Genomic DNA, 18,453 nt, shown 5'->3' with positions numbered 1-18,453 from the left:
CCTGTCCAGACAACAATTCGTGTCCCTCTCTTGACAAGCCTCCACACATGGCTGCACGGATCCGGTACGCTGATCTCCGCCTGCCTGCTGATCCTGTCCGCCCCGCTCGACGCCGCACCCAAGCCTGACAAGGATTTGAAGCAGGTGCGCGGCCGTATCGAAACGCTGCAGAAGGAACTGGCCACCACGGAGACCTCCAAGTCGGAAACGGCGACGGCGTTGCACACTTCGGAGCAGGCCATCGATGCGATCAACCGGAAACTCGCCACCCTCGCTCAGGCCCGAAGCGAGGCCGACGGCAGGCTCGGCCAGCTGCAAGCCCAATTTGCGCAGGTCACCGGCGAGATCGGAATACAGCGATCCCGGCTGACGGCATCGCTGCACCGGCAATACGTCAGCGGGGGGGGTGAAAGGGAATATCTGAGCCTGTTGCTCAATCACCAGGATCCCAACCGGATCGCGCGCCATCTGCACTACCATGGCTACCTCGTACGCGCCCGACTGGAGGACATCGATACCTTGCAGGCGAATTCCCGGCGCCTCGACGCGCTTGCCCGCGAAAGCCAGGAGAAAAGCCGGGAGATCGCCACGATCGAGGCCAGACAAGCCATTCACCGCAAGGAACTGGAACTGAAGAAAACTGAGCACAAGATTCTGTTGACCCAGATATCGGCGAAGATCGAGAAGCAGAAACGCGAAATCGGCGCCCTCAAACGCGACGAGGAACGTCTTTCGCGCCTGGTTCAGGAGATCGCAAAAAAACTTGCCGCCAAGAATCGTGCCGCCCCGCGTTCCGGATCCCGCACCGAACCCTTGAGCAACGACAGGCTGCCGGACGCCTCCACCGATGGCAACCCCTTTGCAGCGCTGAAAGGCCGCCTGAGCCTGCCGGTACGCGGCGAGGTCACCAATCGGTTCGGCGGTTCCCGAGCGGATGGAGGACTCACCTGGAAGGGCCTCTTCATTCGCTCCGCCGCAGGAACGGAAGTCAGGTCCGTCGCCAGCGGGCGGGTCGTCTTCGCCGACTGGCTCAGGGGATTCGGCAACCTCATGATCGTGGATCACGGCGGCAGCTACATGAGTCTGTACGGCAACAACGACGCCATCCGCAAGCAGGTGGGCGACAACGTGCGCAGTGGCGACACCATCGCAACGGTAGGAAACAGCGGCGACAACGCGGATTCCGGTTTATACTTTGAATTGCGCCATCAGGGCAAGCCGTTTGACCCGCTGAATTGGGTCAGAATAAAATGAACGGCTCTGGAAATCGACACGTGTGGAGATAGCTTAATGGGCAATACGATGCGGCAATTGGGCCTGCTGGTGCTCGGGGCCACGGCGGGCATAATGCTGGGTCTCAATTTCTCGGCAGTCGCCGAGAAGGAGGCGACGGAGGTATTGCGTCCGCTGCCCATCGAGGAGCTGCGTGCCTTCAGTGAGGTATTCGGCCGCATCAAGAGCGACTACGTGGAACCGGTGGAGGATAAAAAACTCATCACCGAAGCCATCAACGGCATGCTGACCGGTCTCGACCCGCACTCCGCCTACCTCGATTCGGATGCGTTCAAGGAACTGCAGATCGGGACCCAGGGCGAGTTCGGCGGACTGGGAATCGAGGTCAGCATGGAAGACGGATTTGTCAAGGTCATCTCGCCGATCGAGGACACGCCCGCGTTTCGCGCGGGCATCAAGCCCGGCGACCTCATCATCAAGCTGGACGACACCGCAGTCAAGGGCCTCTCGCTCACCGATGCAATCAAGCGCATGCGCGGCAAGCCCGATACCCCCATCACCCTAAGCGTCATGCGCAAGGGGGAGCCCAAGCCGCTGATATTCCCGCTGATACGCGCCATCATCAAGATCCAGAGCGTCAAGTCGAAGATGATCGAACCGGGATACGCTTACGTGCGCATCACGCAATTTCAGGAACAGACCGGCGAGAACCTCGCCAAGGCGCTGGAAAAGCTCTTCAAGGAGAGTCCCGTGCCAATGAAAGGACTGGTGCTGGACCTGCGCAACGACCCGGGCGGCCTGCTCAATGGCGCGGTGGCGGTCTCGGCCGCCTTCCTTCCGCCCGAGTCGCTGGTGGTCTACACCGACGGCCGCACGGATGACGCCAAGATGGAACTGAAGGCCAGCCCCGAATTCTATCTGCGCAATACGCGCAACGACTACCTGAAGCGCCTGCCGCCGGAAATCAAGACGATACCGATGGTGACCCTGGTGAACGGAGGTTCGGCCTCCGCCTCGGAAATCGTGGCGGGTGCCTTGCAGGATCACAAGCGGTCTGTCGTCATGGGAACGCAGACGTTCGGCAAGGGCTCGGTGCAGACCATTCTGCCACTGGGCAACAATACCGCGATCAAGCTCACCACTGCGCGCTACTATACCCCCCATGGGCAATCCATCCAGGCCAAGGGCATCACGCCGGACATTCTGGACGAATCCGCCAGGGACGAGGTAGAGCGCCTGCGCGAAGCAGATCTGGATCGGCACCTCTCCAATGGCAAGGGGGAACCGGAAAAGACCGAGAAACCCAAGCTCGAGCCCAAGCCCGCCGCCAAGGCTCCCAAGCCTGAGGGTGACGACAAGGAAAAGAAGGTCGCGCCCCCGGCGGAATTCGGCTCCAGCGAGGATACGCTGCTGATCCAGGCGATGAACTACTTCAAGCACGACACCCCGGCAGCGGATACGGCCCCGCGCGCCGCCAAGGCGGCCAACTGAGCCACCTCCCCGGCATGCCATGGCCGGCCTGACCGACAGCCAGCTGCTGCGCTACAGCCGCCACATCCTGCTGCCCCAGATCGGAATCGAGGGGCAGGAAACCCTGGCTCGGTCGCACGTGCTCATCGTCGGTGCCGGGGGGCTGGGTTCCCCCGCCGCCCTCTACCTTGCCGCCAGCGGCGTCGGCAGGCTGACCATCTGCGACGGCGACACGGTCGACCTGACCAACCTGCAGCGCCAGATCGGACACGCGACCAGTCGCATCGGCCAGCCCAAGCCGGATTCCATCAGGTTCGCCCTGGCGGACCTCAATCCGGAAGTGGGCGTCATCGCGGTGGATGGGCGCATGGATGAAAACCGGCTGCTCCCATACGTCACCGATGCGGACGTGGTGGTGGACGCGAGCGACAACTTCTCTACCCGGCATGCGATCAACCGGGTCTGCATCGCCCGGAGAAAGCCGCTGGTCTCGGGCGCGGTGGTGCGATTCGATGGGCAGGTCGCGGTATTCGACCTGCGTCGCGCAGACAGCCCCTGCTACCACTGCCTGTTTCCCGCCGAAGGAGAGGATCACGACACGCGCTGCGCGGTAATGGGCGTGTTCGCCCCGCTGGCGGGAATCATCGGTTGCACCCAGGCTGCCGAGACCCTGAAAATCCTGCTTGATATGGGACAGAGCCTCAACCACCGCCTGCTGCTGCTCGACGGCCTGGCGATGACCTGGCGCACCATCCGGCTGAACAAGGATACATCCTGCGGGGCCTGCTCCGCCACCCCGCAGCCGGCGGCCTACGCCTGAACCCGCAGCTCCCTGCGCTGCGCTTCCCAGTATTCCAGCGGCTTGCGCCTGAAGCCGCTCCTGACGAACTGATGCCAGCGTCCCACCACATAACACATCATTATGTTGGCGTTCGCAGCGACATCGATGTCCTCCGGCCCGTGCTCCTCGCCGACGGCAAAGCGCAATGCCTGCTTCAGGGTCGTTTCGATACGGTCGTGCAACTGGTCGATTCGCCGCTGCAGGCGGGGGTCCTCGTTGATCAGTGCCTCACCGGTCAATACCCGCGTCATGCCGGGGTTCTTCTGCGCAAACCCGAGCAGCAGCGACAGCATTTTCTCGACGCGTAAGGCAGCGCTCGGCTCCTCCATCTCCAGCCTGTTGATCAAGCCGAACAGCGTAAGCTCGATGAACTCGATCAGGCCCTCGAACATCTGCGCCTTGCTGGCGAAGTGCCGATAGAGCGCCGCCTCGGAAACGCCCAGCTCGAGCGCCAGCATGGCAGTGGTGATCCTGACCGGCCGGGATTCCTCCAGGAGTCGGGCCAGCACCCTCAGAATCTCCTCCCTGCGCTCACCGCGTCGGGTCGACATGCATCATCCAGCCGGTCGCCGCCACGCATCCATCGCCCGCATCAATCCGCCCTGATGAGCGTACCGACGCCGGCATCGGTCAGCACCTCCAGCAGCAACCCGTGCTCCACCCGCCCGTCGATGATGTGACAGGCCTTGGCGCCATTCCTGACCGCCTCCAGCGCCGAATCGATCTTGGGCAGCATGCCGCCCGAGATGGTGCCATCCGCGAACAGCTCGTCCACGCGCTGCGCAGTCAGCCCGGTCAGCAGATTTCCTTCCCGATCCAGCACGCCTGGCGTATTGGTGAGCAGCACCAGCTTCTCGGCACCCAGCACGCTGGCGAGCCTGCCCGCCACCAGATCGGCGTTGATGTTGTAGGACTCGCCCTGCCCGCCGACGCCGATGGGCGCGATGACAGGAATGAAATCATGCGTCTCGAGCAGCCTGATAAGCGCGGGATCGATGTGCTCGATCTCACCGACCTGGCCGATGTCGATCCATTCGCCCGCCCTCTCGCGATCCTGCATGAACATTTTTTTTGCACGGATGAATCCCCCGTCCTTCCCGCTCAGCCCCACCGCTCGGCCGCCGTGATGGTTGATGAGGTTGACGATTTCCTTGTTGACCAGGCCGCCGAGCACCATCTCCACCATGTCCATGGTTTCCGGATCGGTGACACGCATACCCTGGATGAACTGCCCCTGCTTGCCGACCCGCGCCAGCATGTCGTTGATCTGCGGGCCGCCGCCATGGATGATCACCGGATTCATGCCGACCAGCTTCAACAGCACGACATCGCGCGCGAACCCCTGCTTCAGTCTTTCGTCCACCATCGCATTACCGCCGTATTTGATGACGATGGTCTTGCCGTGGAACCGCTGGATGTAGGGCAGCGCCTCGGCCAGGATCCTGGCTTTTTCGCTGGCGGAGGATGATGAGATGGACATGTCGTCTAGATGATGTATTCCTGCAATGGCCCGGCTCCGGACATCGCACCCCAGGATGTCACGGCGGCTACAGCTCGACCCTCGCCGGCTCCGTATCGAACCAGCGATACAAGGTGGGCAGCACCACCAGCGTCAGCAGCGTGGAGGTGATCAGGCCGCCGATCACCACGATGGCGAGCGGACGCTGCACCTCCGATCCCGGCCCGGTCGCGAACAGAAACGGCACCAGCCCCAGCATGGCCACCGTCGCGGTCATCAGGACCGGCCGGAAGCGCTGTTCGCAGCCCTTGACCACTGCATCGGCGACGCTGGCTCCTTCCTCGCGCAGCTTGCGGACGTACGAAATCAGCACCACGCCGTTGAGCACCGCGATTCCCCACAGGGCGATGAAACCCACCGAGGCCGGCACCGACAGATACTCTCCCGTCATGAACAGGCCGATGACGCCGCCGATGGATGCGAACGGCAGTACCAGAATGATGAGCCCCGCAAGCTTGACTGAATTGAACAAAAGAAACAACAGAAAAAATATCGCCAGTATGGTGATGGGCACGATGATGGACAGGGTCTCCATGGCACGCTCCATATTCTCGAACTGCCCGCCCCACACGAAGTAGTACCCCGCGGGAAGCTTCACTTCTTTGGCGGTACGCGCCTGCAACTCGGCGACGAACCCGCCCAGATCGCGGTCGTGCACGTTGGCACCCACGACCACGCGGCGCTTGGCGTATTCGCGGGAGACGATCGCGGGCCCGTCCACGACCCTGATATCGGCCACGGCGCTCAGGGGCACCAGTACGCCTCCACGTGCCGTCATGCCGTCGGGTGTCACGCTCCCCGGGGGACGCAGCAGCAGATCGCGAATCGCCTCCACGTCGTGCCGGAAGTGCTCGGGCAGGCGCAGCAGCAGGGTGAAGCGGCGCTCGCCCTCGAACACCTGGGTCACCGCCTTGCCGCCGATGGCCGTCGAGACCAATTCGTTCACGTCGGAAACGTTGAGACCATGGCGCGCGATGGCGCGCCGGTCGATGTCGATCGTCAGCTCCTGCTGGCCCGACAGACGCTCGATACGGATGTCCCGCGCACCGCGTACCGACTTGATGATGCGCGCCACCTGCTCCGACAGCCGGCGCAGTTCCTCCAGGTCATCGCCGAAGATCTTGACCGCGACCTGTGACCGGACGCCGGTCACCATCTCGTCCACCCGCTGCGCGATCGGCTGCGACAGCACGATGTTGACGCCGGGCAGCACGGTCAGCGCCTTGCGGATATCCTCCTCGATCTCCTGCTGGGTACGCCCGGATCCCTCGAGATCAAGTGTCGCGATGGGATCGGATTCGTTCTGGGAGGCCGGATCCGCAGGTGAATCCCCTCGCCCCATCTTCGACACCACCGACTCCACTCCCGGTATCCTGGCGATCAGCTTCATTGCCTCCGTCTCCAGATTGATCGCCTCATCCAGAGAAATCGAAGGCACCCAGATGATCACCGGCGTCACCGCACCTTCCTGCATGGTCGGAATGAACGACTTGCCCAGGAGGGGGAACAGGGCGAAGGACAGGATCAGCAACAGCATGGCGACCAGCACGGTCATTTTCTCCCGCGCCAACGCGATATCCAACAGGCCGCGGTAACGCCTCTTGAGAAAGGCGATGATTCTCGTGTCGTGGTCCGCCCCGCCCTTGAGGATGTAGGCGCACAACACCGGGGACAGCGTCAGGGAGACCACCAGCGATACTGCCAGCGCGATGGCGATGGTGAATGCGAGCGGACTGAAGGTCTTGCCCTCCATGCCCTGCAGCGTCATCAGCGGCAGAAACACGAGTATGATGATGGAAATGCCGAAGATCACGGGCGTGCCCACCTCGGCTACTGCATCCAGCACGATCTGCAGCTTCGATCCCGCGGCATCTTTTGGATGCCCGAGGCGGTGGTAGACGTTTTCCACCACGACCACGGTGGAGTCGACCATCAGGCCGATCGCGATCGCAAGCCCGCCCAGCGACATCAGGTTGGCGGAAATTCCCTGATGGTTCATTACCATGAAGGTGATCAGCGGGGTAATGACGAGGGTCGCCACGACGATCAGGCTGGAGCGGACGTCGCCGAGAAAGATGAACAGCACCACCACCACCAGGATGATGCCTTCGATCAGCACCTTGCTGACGGTCCACATCGCCGCATCCACCAGGTCGGTACGATCGTAGAACGGCACGATCTGGAGCCCGCCGGGCAGCAGGCCGCGTTCGTTGATGTCGGCCACCTTCTCCTTGACCCGCCCCACGATTTCCTTGGCATTGCCGCCGCGCAGCATCATCACGATGCCGGTCACCGATTCGGTATGGCCGTTCTTGATGCTGGCCCCCTGCCTCACCTCGCCACCGAACCTCACCTCGGCGACGTCGCGGACGAACACCGGGATGCCGTCCCACTCCTTGAGCACGATGTCGCGGATGTCATCCAGCGTCCGGATCAGGCCGACACCGCGGATCAGATATTGCTCGGAATGCAGCGGCAGAATATTGCCGCTGGCATTTGCGTTGTTGCTCGCCAGCGCCCGATCGACCGCCGCGAGGGTCAGGTCGTAGTGACGCAGGCGGTTGGGATCGACCAGCACATGGTATTCCTTGACGTGGCCGCCGATGGAATTGACCTCCGCCACGCCCTGGATCGAACGCAGCATCGGACGCACCACCCAATCCTGTATCGTGCGCCGCATGGTCAATTCATCCACGCTCAGCGCGCGTTCGCCGTCATCGGGGTGATCGAGCGTGTATTGGTAGACCTCTCCCAGGCCGGTCGACACCGGGCCGAGGACCGGGGTGATGCCGGGTATCAGCCGGGAAGAGACCTCGATCAGGCGCTCCATCACCAGTTGACGGGCAAAATAGACATCGGTCTCGTCGGTGAACACCAGCGTGATGAGTGACAGGCCGCTCTTGTTGAGCGAGCGCATCTCCACCAGCCCCGGCAGGCCGGTCATGGCGATCTCCACCGGCACCGTGACCAGCCGTTCGATCTCCTCCGGACTGCGCCCTATCGCGACCGTCGCGACCTGCACCTGTATGTTGGTGACATCCGGAAAGGCGTCGATCGACAGGTTGCGCGCAGCGAACAGGCCTGCGACGCACAGGCTCAGCGCCACCACTACGACTAGCAGGCGCTGCTTGAGCATGACGCGCACGATCGCAGCCAGCACGCCCTACTCCAGTTCGGCGAGCTTGCGCTCGTTGTCGAGGTGGAAGGCGCCGTCCACCACGATCTTCTGCTCCTGGGTGATACCCTTGTGCACCGGCCGCATATCGGCCACCTCGGGCCCCAGTTCGACCGGCACCCGCTGGAACCGGTTGTTTCCCTGAGCCAGGAAGACGTAGTCGAGATTGGCTTCGCGCACTACCGCGGTTTCCGGCACCACCAGGCTCTGGTGGGCGGTATCGGTGACGTGCATGGTTGCCAGCATGTCGGGTTTGAGGCTGCGCTCCGGATTCTCCACCATGCTGCGCACCATCACGGTCCGGGTCAGCGGATTGACGGTGTCGGCCACGAATACGATCAAACCGTCGAAGCTCACGTTCCCCAGCGCCGGAACGTGAATCTGCACGTGCTGGTTCACCTGCACATTGCGCGCGATCTGCTCCGGTACGTCCCCCACCACCCAAACGGAAGAAAGATCGGCGACACCGAACAGCGTATCCGCCGGTTGCACCACCTGGCCGATGATCACGTTGCGCGAGATCACGGTGCCGCTCCTGGATGCCTTGATGGTGACCGACGGCAGGATGTTGCCGTTGTCCGTGAGCTCCCTCAGCGCGGTGCTGTCCACCCCCAGCAGGCGCAGCTGATCCTTGGCCGCCTCAAGTTCGGCACGGGCAACCTCCAGTTCGGATTCGCGCCGTTCCACTTCGGCGAGCGCGATCACGTCCGCCTCCAGCAGATGGTGCGCGCGATCGGCCGCTTTCTGGGTCAGCGCGGTACGGGAATGGGCGCGCAGGTAGGCGAGCTGCGCCTGCGTCAGCTCCGGGCTGGTGAGCCGCGCCAGCGGCTGGCCCGCACTGACGCTGTCCCCCAGCATGACGTACAGCTCCACGATCCGTCCGGTGACATAGGATCCGATGCGCACCAGGCGCTCCTCGTCCACTTCCACCTGGCTGGGCACCTGCAGCTTGTCCGCCAGGGCGACCATCATGGGCTGGCCGATCTTGATGCGCGGCACCACTTCCGGACGAAGGGTGATGCTGTTCACGTCCTCCTGCTCCTGATGGGCCTCGTTCGGAGGCGCCGCGGTTTCCTTGTTCCCGCAACCCGCGGCTACGCATGTGGACAGGATGACCATGCCGATGACTAACATTTTTTTTCTCATTCCGAACTCCCCTGCTCCCTGGGATAGTATGCACGCAAGCGGTCGATCTCGGCCGCAGCCGTCTGCAGATCGAAGCGTGCCTGCAGGGAATCCATCAGGATACCCCGCAGGATGCGCTGGGTATCGAGTACGTCGATCAGGGGACGCTCGCCGAACCGGTACGCCGACTGGGCGATCTGCAGCGCATTTTCGGCTTCCTTGATGATGCCGCCCTCGAACATCTCCACCCGGCGCCTCGCAATCTGCAGGGACTGCCAGGCGGACTCGAGGAGTTGCCCGATCTCGTAGCGGCGAAATTCCAGCGTCTCCCACGCCCGGGCGGTATCCGCCACGGCCGCGTCGATCTCGCCACGGCGGCGGTAGAACAGGGGAATCCTGACGTTGAAGCCGGCCCGGTTGTCGGTATATTGGGCATCCTGATAATTGCTGTACGCGATGTCCAGCGACGGCAGGATGGAAGCCCGTTCCTGATCGATCCGCAGGCGCGCCCGATCCCACTCCGCCTGCAGCCGCAGCACGTCGGGGTTGACGGCGGGCACCTGCGCCCGCAGTTCCTCCAGTGGCGGCAGATCGACCGGATCGAACAAAGAAGCACGGATGACGAACCCTTGCCTCAGGGCACCCGCGGTCAACTGCATCAGGGCCACGCGCGCACGCTGCGCGCTCAGCTCCGCCGCTTCCTTGCGGCTGGCTGCGTTCAGCACCTCGGCCTCGGCCCGCACCAGCTCGAAACGCGCGGTCTCCCCTACGCCCACCGCCACACCGATGCGCCGCCGCACCTCCTCCATCAGTTCGAAAATCCCGGCCTCCATGCGAGCGATTTCCTGGTGCAGCAGCAATTCGTAGGCGCGCACCCGCAATTGTGCCGCCAAGTCCGCCCTCACCTGGTGATGGTTGGCCTCGCTTGCCTTCACCCCCGCCTCGGCCGAGCCGATCCGGGCACTGCGCATGAATGGATTCTCGATGGTCTGGGTGACCGTGACCTGCCGCGTATTCGTCGCCGGATTCGCGGCCGGGATGCGTGGATGCTGAGGGCCGCCGATCACGCTCACCTGCGGGTTGGGATAGGCGGCCGCCCCTACCACACCGGATTCCGCCATGTCCACTTGGGATTGGGCCGCACGCACCAGGCCGTTCGCCTCCAGCCCCAGCCGCTGCAGATCCTCGATGGACAGCCCATCGGCGGGTATGGCGCTGCCGAGGTTGATCGAAGGCATGTTCAGTGCCGGCATCGTACCGATCCCACCCCTGCGGGCTGCAGGCACCCCGATGTCACCGACGCCGGATTCCGGCGAGGCAAGGCGCCCCTCGGGCGCCGGAACCAGGGGCTCCTCCCCGGCCACCGGCAGCTCGGGCGGCGGCAGTTCGCCGGATCCGGATTCCATCGAGCCGGGCCCGAAGACGGGTAAATCCTGGGCTGGAAAGGCAGTGAAGGGAGCGGCAAGAATCAATATGATGCAGGAGCGGAGTGATGGATGCATCGACTGCCCTATGGCTTGATTAGACCGTGCCACTCGGCATCGCACGGTTCCGTCGACGACCTTGCAGGTGGCGCAATCGCGAATGGCCTTCCGATCCGGATGGATCTCCGGATGCTCCGCATGAGCAAAGATGGCTGTTGGTTCCGTTCACAAGGGCTCATATTCTCGGAATATTATGACACATTGCATCGGCAAGGTATGTCCGATGCCTGTCGCTGAACGTCGAGCCGGCCCCGCTTGCGGAAACGCCACCGGGGCCGGATTTCCCGAGAAGAATCCGGCCCCGGCCCCTTCATTCGTCTGGACAGCGAACGGGGGCTCAGCCTTCCTGGAATGCGCCCGACGAAAGCAGGTCGTTCACGCGCCTGACGAAACTTGCCGGGTCCTCGAGCTGCCCTCCCTCGGCCAGCAACGCCTGGTCGAACAGGATATGGCTCCAGTCGGCGAAACGGGCATCCTCCAGCTTCAGGCGCCGTATCATGGGGTGATGGGGATTGATCTCCAGGATGGGCTTGGTGGGCGCCACCTTCTGCCCGGCGGACTTGAGCAGGCGCTCCAGGTTGCCGCTCATGTCATGGCTGTCGACCACCAGACAGGCAGGCGATTCCGTCAGGCGCAGCGTGACTCGCACTTCCCTCACCTGCTCACCGAGCGCCTCCTTGATCTTCTCGGTCAGCTCCTTGTGGTCGTCCGCCTCCTTTTCCTGCTCCTTCTTTTCCGTCTCATCCTCCAGCTTGCCGAGGTCGAGGCTGCCCTTGGCCACGGACTGCAGCGGCTTGCCGTCGAATTCGGTCAGATTCGCCACCAGCCACTCGTCCACCCGTTCGGACAGCAGCAGCACCTCGATGCCCTTCTTGCGGAATATCTCCAGATGCGGACTGCTCCGGGCCGCCTTGAGGCTGTCGGCGGTCACATAGTAGATCTTTTCCTGTCCTTCCTTCATGCGCTCCACATAGTCGGCCAGCGACACGGTCTGCTCGTCCGTATCGACATGGGTGGAGACGAAGCGCAGCAGCCTGGCGATGCGTTCCCGGTTGGCATAGTCTTCCGCAACGCCTTCCTTCAGTACCTGCCCGAACTCCTTCCAGAACGTCTTGAACTTGGCCTGATCCTCTTGCTGCTCGCTTCCGCTCAGGTCATCGAGCAGGCCGAGGATCTTCTTCACCGCACCCGCGCGTATCGCTTCGACATCCCGGGATTCCTGCAGGATCTCACGGGAGATGTTCAACGGCAGATCGTTGGAATCGATCACCCCGCGCACGAAGCGCAGATAGTTCGGCAGCAGCTGCCTGGCATCGTCCATGATGAACACTCGCCTCACGTAAAGCTTGATGCCGTGGCGCGGCTCCCGGTCGTACAGATCGAACGGCGCGCGTGCGGGAATATAAAGCAGCTGCGTATATTCCTGCTTGCCCTCCACCCGTGCATGCACGTGGGCCAGCGGCGGCCCGAAGTCGTGAGCGACATGCTTGTAGAATTCCTCGTACTGCTCCGGTGTGATCTCGTTCTTGGGCCGCACCCAGAGCGCGCTGGCCTGATTGACGGTCTCGCCCTCGTCGGTGATCGTGTTCTCGTTCTTCTCCTGCGACCACTCTTCCTTCTTCATCACGATGGGCAGCGTGATGTGATCGGAGTACTTGCGGATGATGGACCGCAGACGCCAGCCGCTGAGCAGTTCGTCCTCACCCTCCCGAAGATGCAGGACGATCTCGGTGCCGCGGCCCGGCTTCTCCACCGTCTCGAGGGTATAGTCCCCCTCGCCCTCCGATTCCCAGCGCACACCATGCTCGGGCGTCAGCCCCGCCCGGCGCGTGGTGAGCGTGACCCGGTCGGCGACGATGAAGGCCGAATAGAAGCCCACGCCAAACTGGCCGATCAGGTGGGCATCCTTGGCCTGATCGCCGGTCAGGGAACCGAAGAACTCGCGTGTGCCAGACTTGGCAATGGTGCCGATATGATCGATCACCTCCTGGCGCGACATGCCGATGCCATTATCGGCGATCGTGATGGTACGCGCCGCGGCGTCGTAGCCGACGCGTATCTTCAGATCCGAATCGGATTCGTACAGCGCGCCGTCGGTCAATCCCTCGAAGCGCAGCTTGTCGGCCGCATCCGATGCATTGGAGATCAGTTCCCGCAGGAAAATTTCCTTGTTACTATACAAGGAATGAATCATCAGGTTGAGCAGTTGCTTGACTTCTGTCTGGAAGCTGAGATGCTCCTTGGTTTCAGGGGTGGATGTCGCGTGCATGGGGTTTCTCCTTGATGAAATCACGAGGATTAATGGGGATGGATCGTCGTTTTTCAAGCCATCCGGTCTTGCTGTCTCCCGAAACGTTTCCTGTCCGAATGAATGCTGAAGTGCCACAACCGCCTGGAGTTCCACTCATGTCCCACCTGAAAACCCTCCTCTTCGCCATCCTTTGCGCCGTATTCTGCCATGCCTCGCTGTCCGCCGCACAGCAATCGGACCCGGCCCTGCCGCTGGAAAAGATTAGGCTGCCCGCCGGCTTCTCCATTGAAATATGGGCTCAGGTTCCCAATGCGCGCGGGCTTGCGCTGGGCAGCAACGGTACGGTATTCGCCGGGTCGATGGCGGCGGGCAACGTCTACGCCATCACCGATCATGGCGAAACACGCCAGGTACGGACCCTGGCGAAGGGGCTCAACACGCCCTTGGGGGTGGCGTTCCGCGACGGTGCACTCTACGTCTCCGCGATCGAACGCATCCTGCGCTACGACCGTATCGAGGAAAGGCTCGACCAGCCGGGCAAGCCGGTGGTCGTGGCCAGTGACTATCCCAACGAGAAGCACCACGGCGGAAAATTCATCGCCTTCGGCCCCGACGGCCTGCTCTACGCGCCGGTGGGAGCGCCCTGCAACATCTGCGAACCCGACCCCGACCGCTACGCGCTGATCTCGCGCATCCGCCCGGACGGCAGCGGCCATGAGATCTACGCCCGGGGCGTGAGGAATACGGTGGGTTTCGACTGGCACCCCGAAACCGGAGAGCTCTGGTTCACGGACAACGGACGCGACTGGATGGGAGACAACCTTCCGCCCGACGAACTCAACCACGCCCCCAGGCAGGGACTGCACTTCGGCTACCCCTACTGCCATGGCGTCGATATCCTCGACCCCAAGTACGGCGCCAAGCGCGACTGCGGCAAGCTCGCGCCTCCCGCCGCCCTGTTCGAGGCACACGTCGCACCCCTGGGGATGCGCTTCTACACCGGCGCCATGTTCCCGCCCGAGTACCGCCACAACATCATCGTCGCCGAGCATGGCTCCTGGAATCGCCGCAAGAAAACCGGCTATCGCCTGCAGCGGATACAGCTCAGGAACAGCAAGGTCGTCAAGCAGGAAATCTTCGCCGAGGGCTGGCTGGAGGAAGAGAAAGTCTGGGGCCGGCCCGTGGACGTGCTGGTCATGCCCGACGGCGCGCTGCTGGTCTCGGACGACCACGCGGGGGTGATCTATCGGATCAGCTATAGAAAATCGTAGACAGCGGGAAAGGCTCCATCTTGGATAATGCGGGGAGCGCGACAAGCCATCCCTCTTCGCTGCATTTTTCCGCTCTTCCTCCCGACAGCGTGCTGGGCGCGCTCGAGAGCGTCGGCTTCCGCAGCGATGGCCGGCTGCTGGCCCTCAACAGCTACGAGAACCGCGTCTATCAGGTCGGCATGGAAGAGGGTGCGCCGCTGGTGGTGAAATTCTATCGGCCGGGGCGCTGGTCGGACGATGCCATCCTCGAAGAGCACGCCTTCGTGCGGGAACTGGCCGAGCGCGAAATTCCCGTCGTCGCGCCACTGGCGCCGGGGAACATCACACTGCATCGCTTCGCGGGCTTCCGCTTCGCCGTTTTTCCAAGGCATGGCGGTCGTGCGCCCGAGCTGGAAGACCCCGGCACGCTGGAATGGATGGGCCGGTTTCTCGGGCGCATCCACGCCATCGGCGCGCTCGGGCCGTTTCGTGCACGTCCCTCGCTGGACATCGCCGGCTTCGGCGAACAGCCGCGCGACTACCTGCTGGCGCACGGCTTCATTCCGGCGGATCTGGATGCAGCATATCGCAGCGTGGCGGACCAGGCGCTGGACGGCGTGCGCCGCTGCTTCATGCGCGCGGGCGAAGTGCGCCCCCTGCGCCTGCACGGCGACTGCCACGTGGGCAACGTGCTGTGGACGGACGACGGCCCGCATTTTGTCGATTTCGACGACAGCCGCATGGGACCGGCGGTACAGGACCTGTGGATGCTGCTGTCGGGAGAACGCGCGGACCGGACGCGGCAGCTGGCCGAGATACTGGCGGGATACGAGGACTTCTGCGATTTCGACGACCGCGAGCTGCACCTAGTGGAAGCGCTGCGCACCCTGCGCCTGATCCACTACGCGGCGTGGCTCGCGCAGCGCTGGGACGATCCCGCCTTCCCGCAGGCATTTCCCTGGTTCAATACCCAGCGCTACTGGCAGGACCGCATCCTGGAGCTGCGCGAGCAGGTCGCCCTGATAGACGAACCGCCTCTGTAAGCAAGAACGCCACGGCGTAGATGGGTAGTCGCCACGGCGCCCGTTCCGCTACACCGACTGCCGGATGGCATAGGCGCACAGCGCCATCAGCGTCTGGGGAAAGAAGCCGAATGCAAGGATCGCCAGGCCGTTCGCGCTGATCAGGAGCTTGACGTCGCCCTCCGGCAGGATGGGCGTATCGGTTTCAGGCTCGTCGAAGTACATCAGCTTGACGATGCGCAGGTAGTAGAACGCTCCCACCAGCGAGAACAGCACCGCCACCACCGCCAGCCAGATGTAGCCCGCACCGAGCACCGCCTGCAGTACCGAGAGCTTGGCATAGATGCCCACGGTGGGGGGAATGCCCGCCATGGAAAACATCAGCAACAGCATGATGAACGCATACCATGGGCTGCGCCGGTTGAGCCCCCTGTAGTCATCGAGCCTGTCGGCCTCGAACCCTTGGCGCGACAACAGCATGACGATGCCGAAGGTCCCCAGCGTCATCAGCACGTAGACCACCACGTAGAACATGGATGCACTGTAGCCGTCGCCGTCGGCCGCGATGAAGCCCAGAAGCACGAACCCCATGTGCGAGATGGTGGAGTACGCCAGCATGCGTTTGATGTTGCTCTGGACGATGGCGGCAAGGTTGCCGATCATCATGGACATCACCGACAGGATCACGAGCATGCCCTGCCAGTCGGCCGACATGGCTCCCATGCCTTCCACCAGCAGGCGCATGACGAAGCCGAATGCGGCAAGCTTCGGGGCTGCGCCGATGAACAGCACCACGGCGGTGGGCGCCCCCTGGTAGACGTCCGGCACCCACATGTGGAACGGCGCAGCGCTCAGCTTGAAACTGATGCCGGCGACGAGGAAGACCAGTCCCACCACCAGTACCGCGTGGCTTGGTACGCCGGCCTGGATCGCTTCGGTGATGCGCCCGACCTCGAGCGACCCGGTCGCGCCGTACACCATGGACATGCCGTAGAGCAGGAAGCCGGAAGCCAATGCGCCCAGCACGAAGAACTTGATGGCCGCCTCGGTGGCTGCCGGTGCGTCGCGGCGCAGCGCCACCATGGCGTAGAGGGACAGCGACAGGAGCTCCAGCCCCAGGTAGAGCGTCAGGAAATGACTGGCAGAGATCATGACCATCATGCCCAGGGTCGCGAACAGCGCCAGGCCGAAGAATTCGCCACTGAGCATGCCGCGCATGGCGATGTAGCCGCGCGAATACACCAGGGTGGTGGAAACCGTGATGTACACCAGCATCTTGAGGATGTCCGCCATGGTATCGTCCACGAACATGCCGGAGAACGTGTGCGCGATCCCGGGCACGGAAGTGCCGAAGGTGATCAGCGCGCAGCCGAAGAGCGTGATCTGCGACAGCAGGTAGGCGACGTAGGGCTTCTTCTCGCCCCAGGCGAGGTCCGCCAGCAACACCACGCATACCATCGCCAGGAGGAAGATCTCCGGGTAGGCGGGAGCGAAATCAGGAGAGACGAAATTCATTTGGGCAGGTTCCGTTTCATTCGCGCTACAGTTTGCTGCGGGCGACGTGCGCCAGCAGTTCATCCACCGTGGCGTGCATCACCTCCGTGAAGGGCGCCGGGCAGAGGCCCATCCCCAGCACCGCCGCCGCGAGGATCGCCAGGATCGCGATCTCGCGTCCGTTGACGTCGTCCAGCGCCTCCACGGCCGGGCTCGCCACCTCCCCGAACACTACCCGCTTGTACATCCACAACGTATAGGCCGCGCCCGTGATCAGCGACGTGGCAGCCAGGAACCCGTACCAGAAGTCGACCTGGATGGCCGCCATGATGATGATGAACTCCCCTACGAAGCCGCTGGTCCCCGGCAGCCCGGAATTCGCCATGCCGAACAGCATGAAGAATGCCGCGAATACCGGCATTCTGTTGGCCACACCGCCGTAATCGGCGATCTGGCGGGAGTGCAGACGGTCGTAGAGTACCCCCACGCACAGGAACATCGCGCCGGATATGAAGCCGTGCGAAATCATCTGCACGATCGCGCCCTCCAGCCCGAGGGCGTTGAAGAGGAAGAAGCCGAGCGTGACGAAGCCCATGTGTGCCACCGACGAATAGGCGATGAGTTTCTTCATGTCCGCCTGCACCAGCGCGACCAGGCCGATGTAAACCACGGCCACCAGCGACAGCGCGATCATCAGGGTGGCGAGCTGGTGGCTGGCGTCGGGCACGATCGGCAGCGAGAAGCGCAGGAAGCCGTACCCCCCCATCTTCAGCAGGATCGCCGCCAGCACCACCGAACCGCCGGTGGGCGCCTCCACGTGGGCGTCCGGCAGCCAGGTGTGCACCGGCCACATCGGCACCTTCACCGCGAAGGCCAGCAGGAAGGCGACAAAGATAAGGATCTGCGGCGTCAGCGGCAGCGGCAGGTGATGGTAGTCCTGGATGGAAAAGCTGCCACCGGACATCTGGTAGAGGTAGATGAACGCCACCAGCATCAGCAGCGATCCCAGCAGCGTGTACAGGAAGAACTTGATCGCGGCGTACACGCGGTTGGGACCGCCCCACACCCCGATGATGAGGAACATGGGGATCAGCGAAGCTTCCCAGAACACGTAGAACAGGATCGCGTCCAGCGACGAGAACACCCCGTTGACGATGCCCGACATGATCAGGAACGCGCCCATGTACTGCGATACCCGCTGGGTGATCACCTGCCATCCCGCGATTACCACCAGCGGCGTGGTGAAACAGTTGAGCAGGATCAACGGCATGGCGATGCCATCCACACCGAGGTGGTAGTGGATGTTGAAATATTCGATCCAGGCGCTGCGCTCCTCGAACTGCATGGCGCTCGACAGCGGATCGAACCGGGTATAGAGCGGGATGGCCACCAACAGGCCCGCTATCGAGCCAGCCAACGCGCACCAGCGCGCGACCTGGGCGTTGCGGTCGCCGCCGGTGGCGAGCACGCCGATGCCGGCGAGGATCGGCAGCCAGATGACGAGACTGAGCAGGGGAAGGCCAAACAGCATGTCTATTCCATTCTATCCGTTGAGCAGCGTGCGATACGCGGGCCGATGCCCGATCGTG

13 protein-coding genes are annotated in these 18,453 nt (G+C 63.2%); 5 read left to right on the top strand and 8 right to left on the bottom strand.

What is annotated here, in order from left to right; all coding sequences use genetic code 11:
- The first annotated feature begins 30 nt into the window (after positions 1–30).
- From BT108_RS10810 to BT108_RS10800, 3 genes are read left to right on the top strand one after another with little or no spacing between them, the layout of a single operon-like run.
- Positions 31–1,254 (top strand): murein hydrolase activator EnvC family protein, encoded by a 1,224-nt coding sequence (locus BT108_RS10810; protein ID WP_072294540.1) that lies wholly within the window; start codon positions 31–33, stop codon positions 1,252–1,254.
- A gap of 36 nt (positions 1,255–1,290) precedes the next feature.
- On the top strand, positions 1,291–2,724 hold the full coding sequence (locus BT108_RS10805; protein WP_072294539.1) for a S41 family peptidase: 1,434 nt from the start codon (positions 1,291–1,293) through the stop codon (positions 2,722–2,724).
- 28 nt (positions 2,725–2,752) lie between these two features.
- A complete protein-coding gene (locus BT108_RS10800; protein WP_072294559.1) occupies positions 2,753–3,523 on the top strand; it encodes a HesA/MoeB/ThiF family protein in 771 nt (256 codons plus the stop codon).
- Here BT108_RS10800 and slmA read toward each other — a convergent pair.
- The 6 genes from slmA to htpG form a co-directional block, all read right to left on the bottom strand.
- The gene (gene slmA, locus BT108_RS10795; protein WP_072294538.1) at positions 3,514–4,095 is read right to left on the bottom strand and encodes a nucleoid occlusion factor SlmA; all 582 of its coding nucleotides are present in this window, start codon (positions 4,093–4,095) and stop codon (positions 3,514–3,516) included. The two genes, BT108_RS10800 and slmA, sit on opposite strands and share 10 nt — an antisense overlap.
- Before the next feature lie 41 nt (positions 4,096–4,136).
- Complete coding sequence (gene argB / locus BT108_RS10790) at positions 4,137–5,024, bottom strand: acetylglutamate kinase (protein WP_072294537.1); 888 nt, start codon at positions 5,022–5,024, stop codon at positions 4,137–4,139.
- Between the two features lie 67 nt (positions 5,025–5,091).
- Positions 5,092–8,223, bottom strand: a complete 3,132-nt coding sequence (locus BT108_RS10785; RefSeq protein WP_072294536.1) for an efflux RND transporter permease subunit — start codon at positions 8,221–8,223, stop codon at positions 5,092–5,094.
- A gap of 3 nt (positions 8,224–8,226) precedes the next feature.
- Complete coding sequence (locus tag BT108_RS10780) at positions 8,227–9,384, bottom strand: efflux RND transporter periplasmic adaptor subunit (RefSeq protein WP_072294535.1); 1,158 nt, start codon at positions 9,382–9,384, stop codon at positions 8,227–8,229.
- Positions 9,381–10,769, bottom strand: a complete 1,389-nt coding sequence (locus BT108_RS10775) for a TolC family protein (RefSeq protein WP_255369704.1) — start codon at positions 10,767–10,769, stop codon at positions 9,381–9,383. The genes BT108_RS10780 and BT108_RS10775 overlap by 4 nt, the downstream gene beginning before the upstream one ends.
- 415 nt (positions 10,770–11,184) lie before the next feature.
- On the bottom strand, positions 11,185–13,116 hold the full coding sequence (htpG, locus tag BT108_RS10770; protein WP_072294533.1) for a molecular chaperone HtpG: 1,932 nt from the start codon (positions 13,114–13,116) through the stop codon (positions 11,185–11,187).
- Between the two features lie 137 nt (positions 13,117–13,253).
- Between htpG and BT108_RS10765 the strand changes: the two genes are divergently transcribed.
- Both BT108_RS10765 and BT108_RS10760 read left to right on the top strand, forming a co-directional pair.
- Positions 13,254–14,369 (top strand): PQQ-dependent sugar dehydrogenase, encoded by a 1,116-nt coding sequence (locus BT108_RS10765; RefSeq protein ID WP_072294532.1) that lies wholly within the window; start codon positions 13,254–13,256, stop codon positions 14,367–14,369.
- A 20-nt stretch (positions 14,370–14,389) separates the two neighbouring features.
- A complete protein-coding gene (locus BT108_RS10760) occupies positions 14,390–15,391 on the top strand; it encodes a serine/threonine protein kinase (RefSeq protein ID WP_177257307.1) in 1,002 nt (333 codons plus the stop codon).
- A 48-nt stretch (positions 15,392–15,439) separates the two neighbouring features.
- Here the strand turns inward: BT108_RS10760 and nuoN are convergent, their stop codons facing one another.
- Positions 15,440–16,885 (bottom strand): NADH-quinone oxidoreductase subunit NuoN, encoded by a 1,446-nt coding sequence (gene nuoN, locus BT108_RS10755; RefSeq protein ID WP_072294531.1) that lies wholly within the window; start codon positions 16,883–16,885, stop codon positions 15,440–15,442.
- A 25-nt stretch (positions 16,886–16,910) separates the two neighbouring features.
- A complete protein-coding gene (locus BT108_RS10750) occupies positions 16,911–18,395 on the bottom strand; it encodes an NADH-quinone oxidoreductase subunit M (protein ID WP_072294530.1) in 1,485 nt (494 codons plus the stop codon).
- Positions 18,396–18,453: the final 58 nt, after the last annotated feature.

Source organism: Nitrosovibrio sp. Nv17 (assembly GCF_900119085.1).
Taxonomy (GTDB): domain Bacteria; phylum Pseudomonadota; class Gammaproteobacteria; order Burkholderiales; family Nitrosomonadaceae; genus Nitrosospira.
Note: the sequence above shows the minus strand (reverse complement) of the source record. Positions and strands in the feature narration are given on the sequence as shown.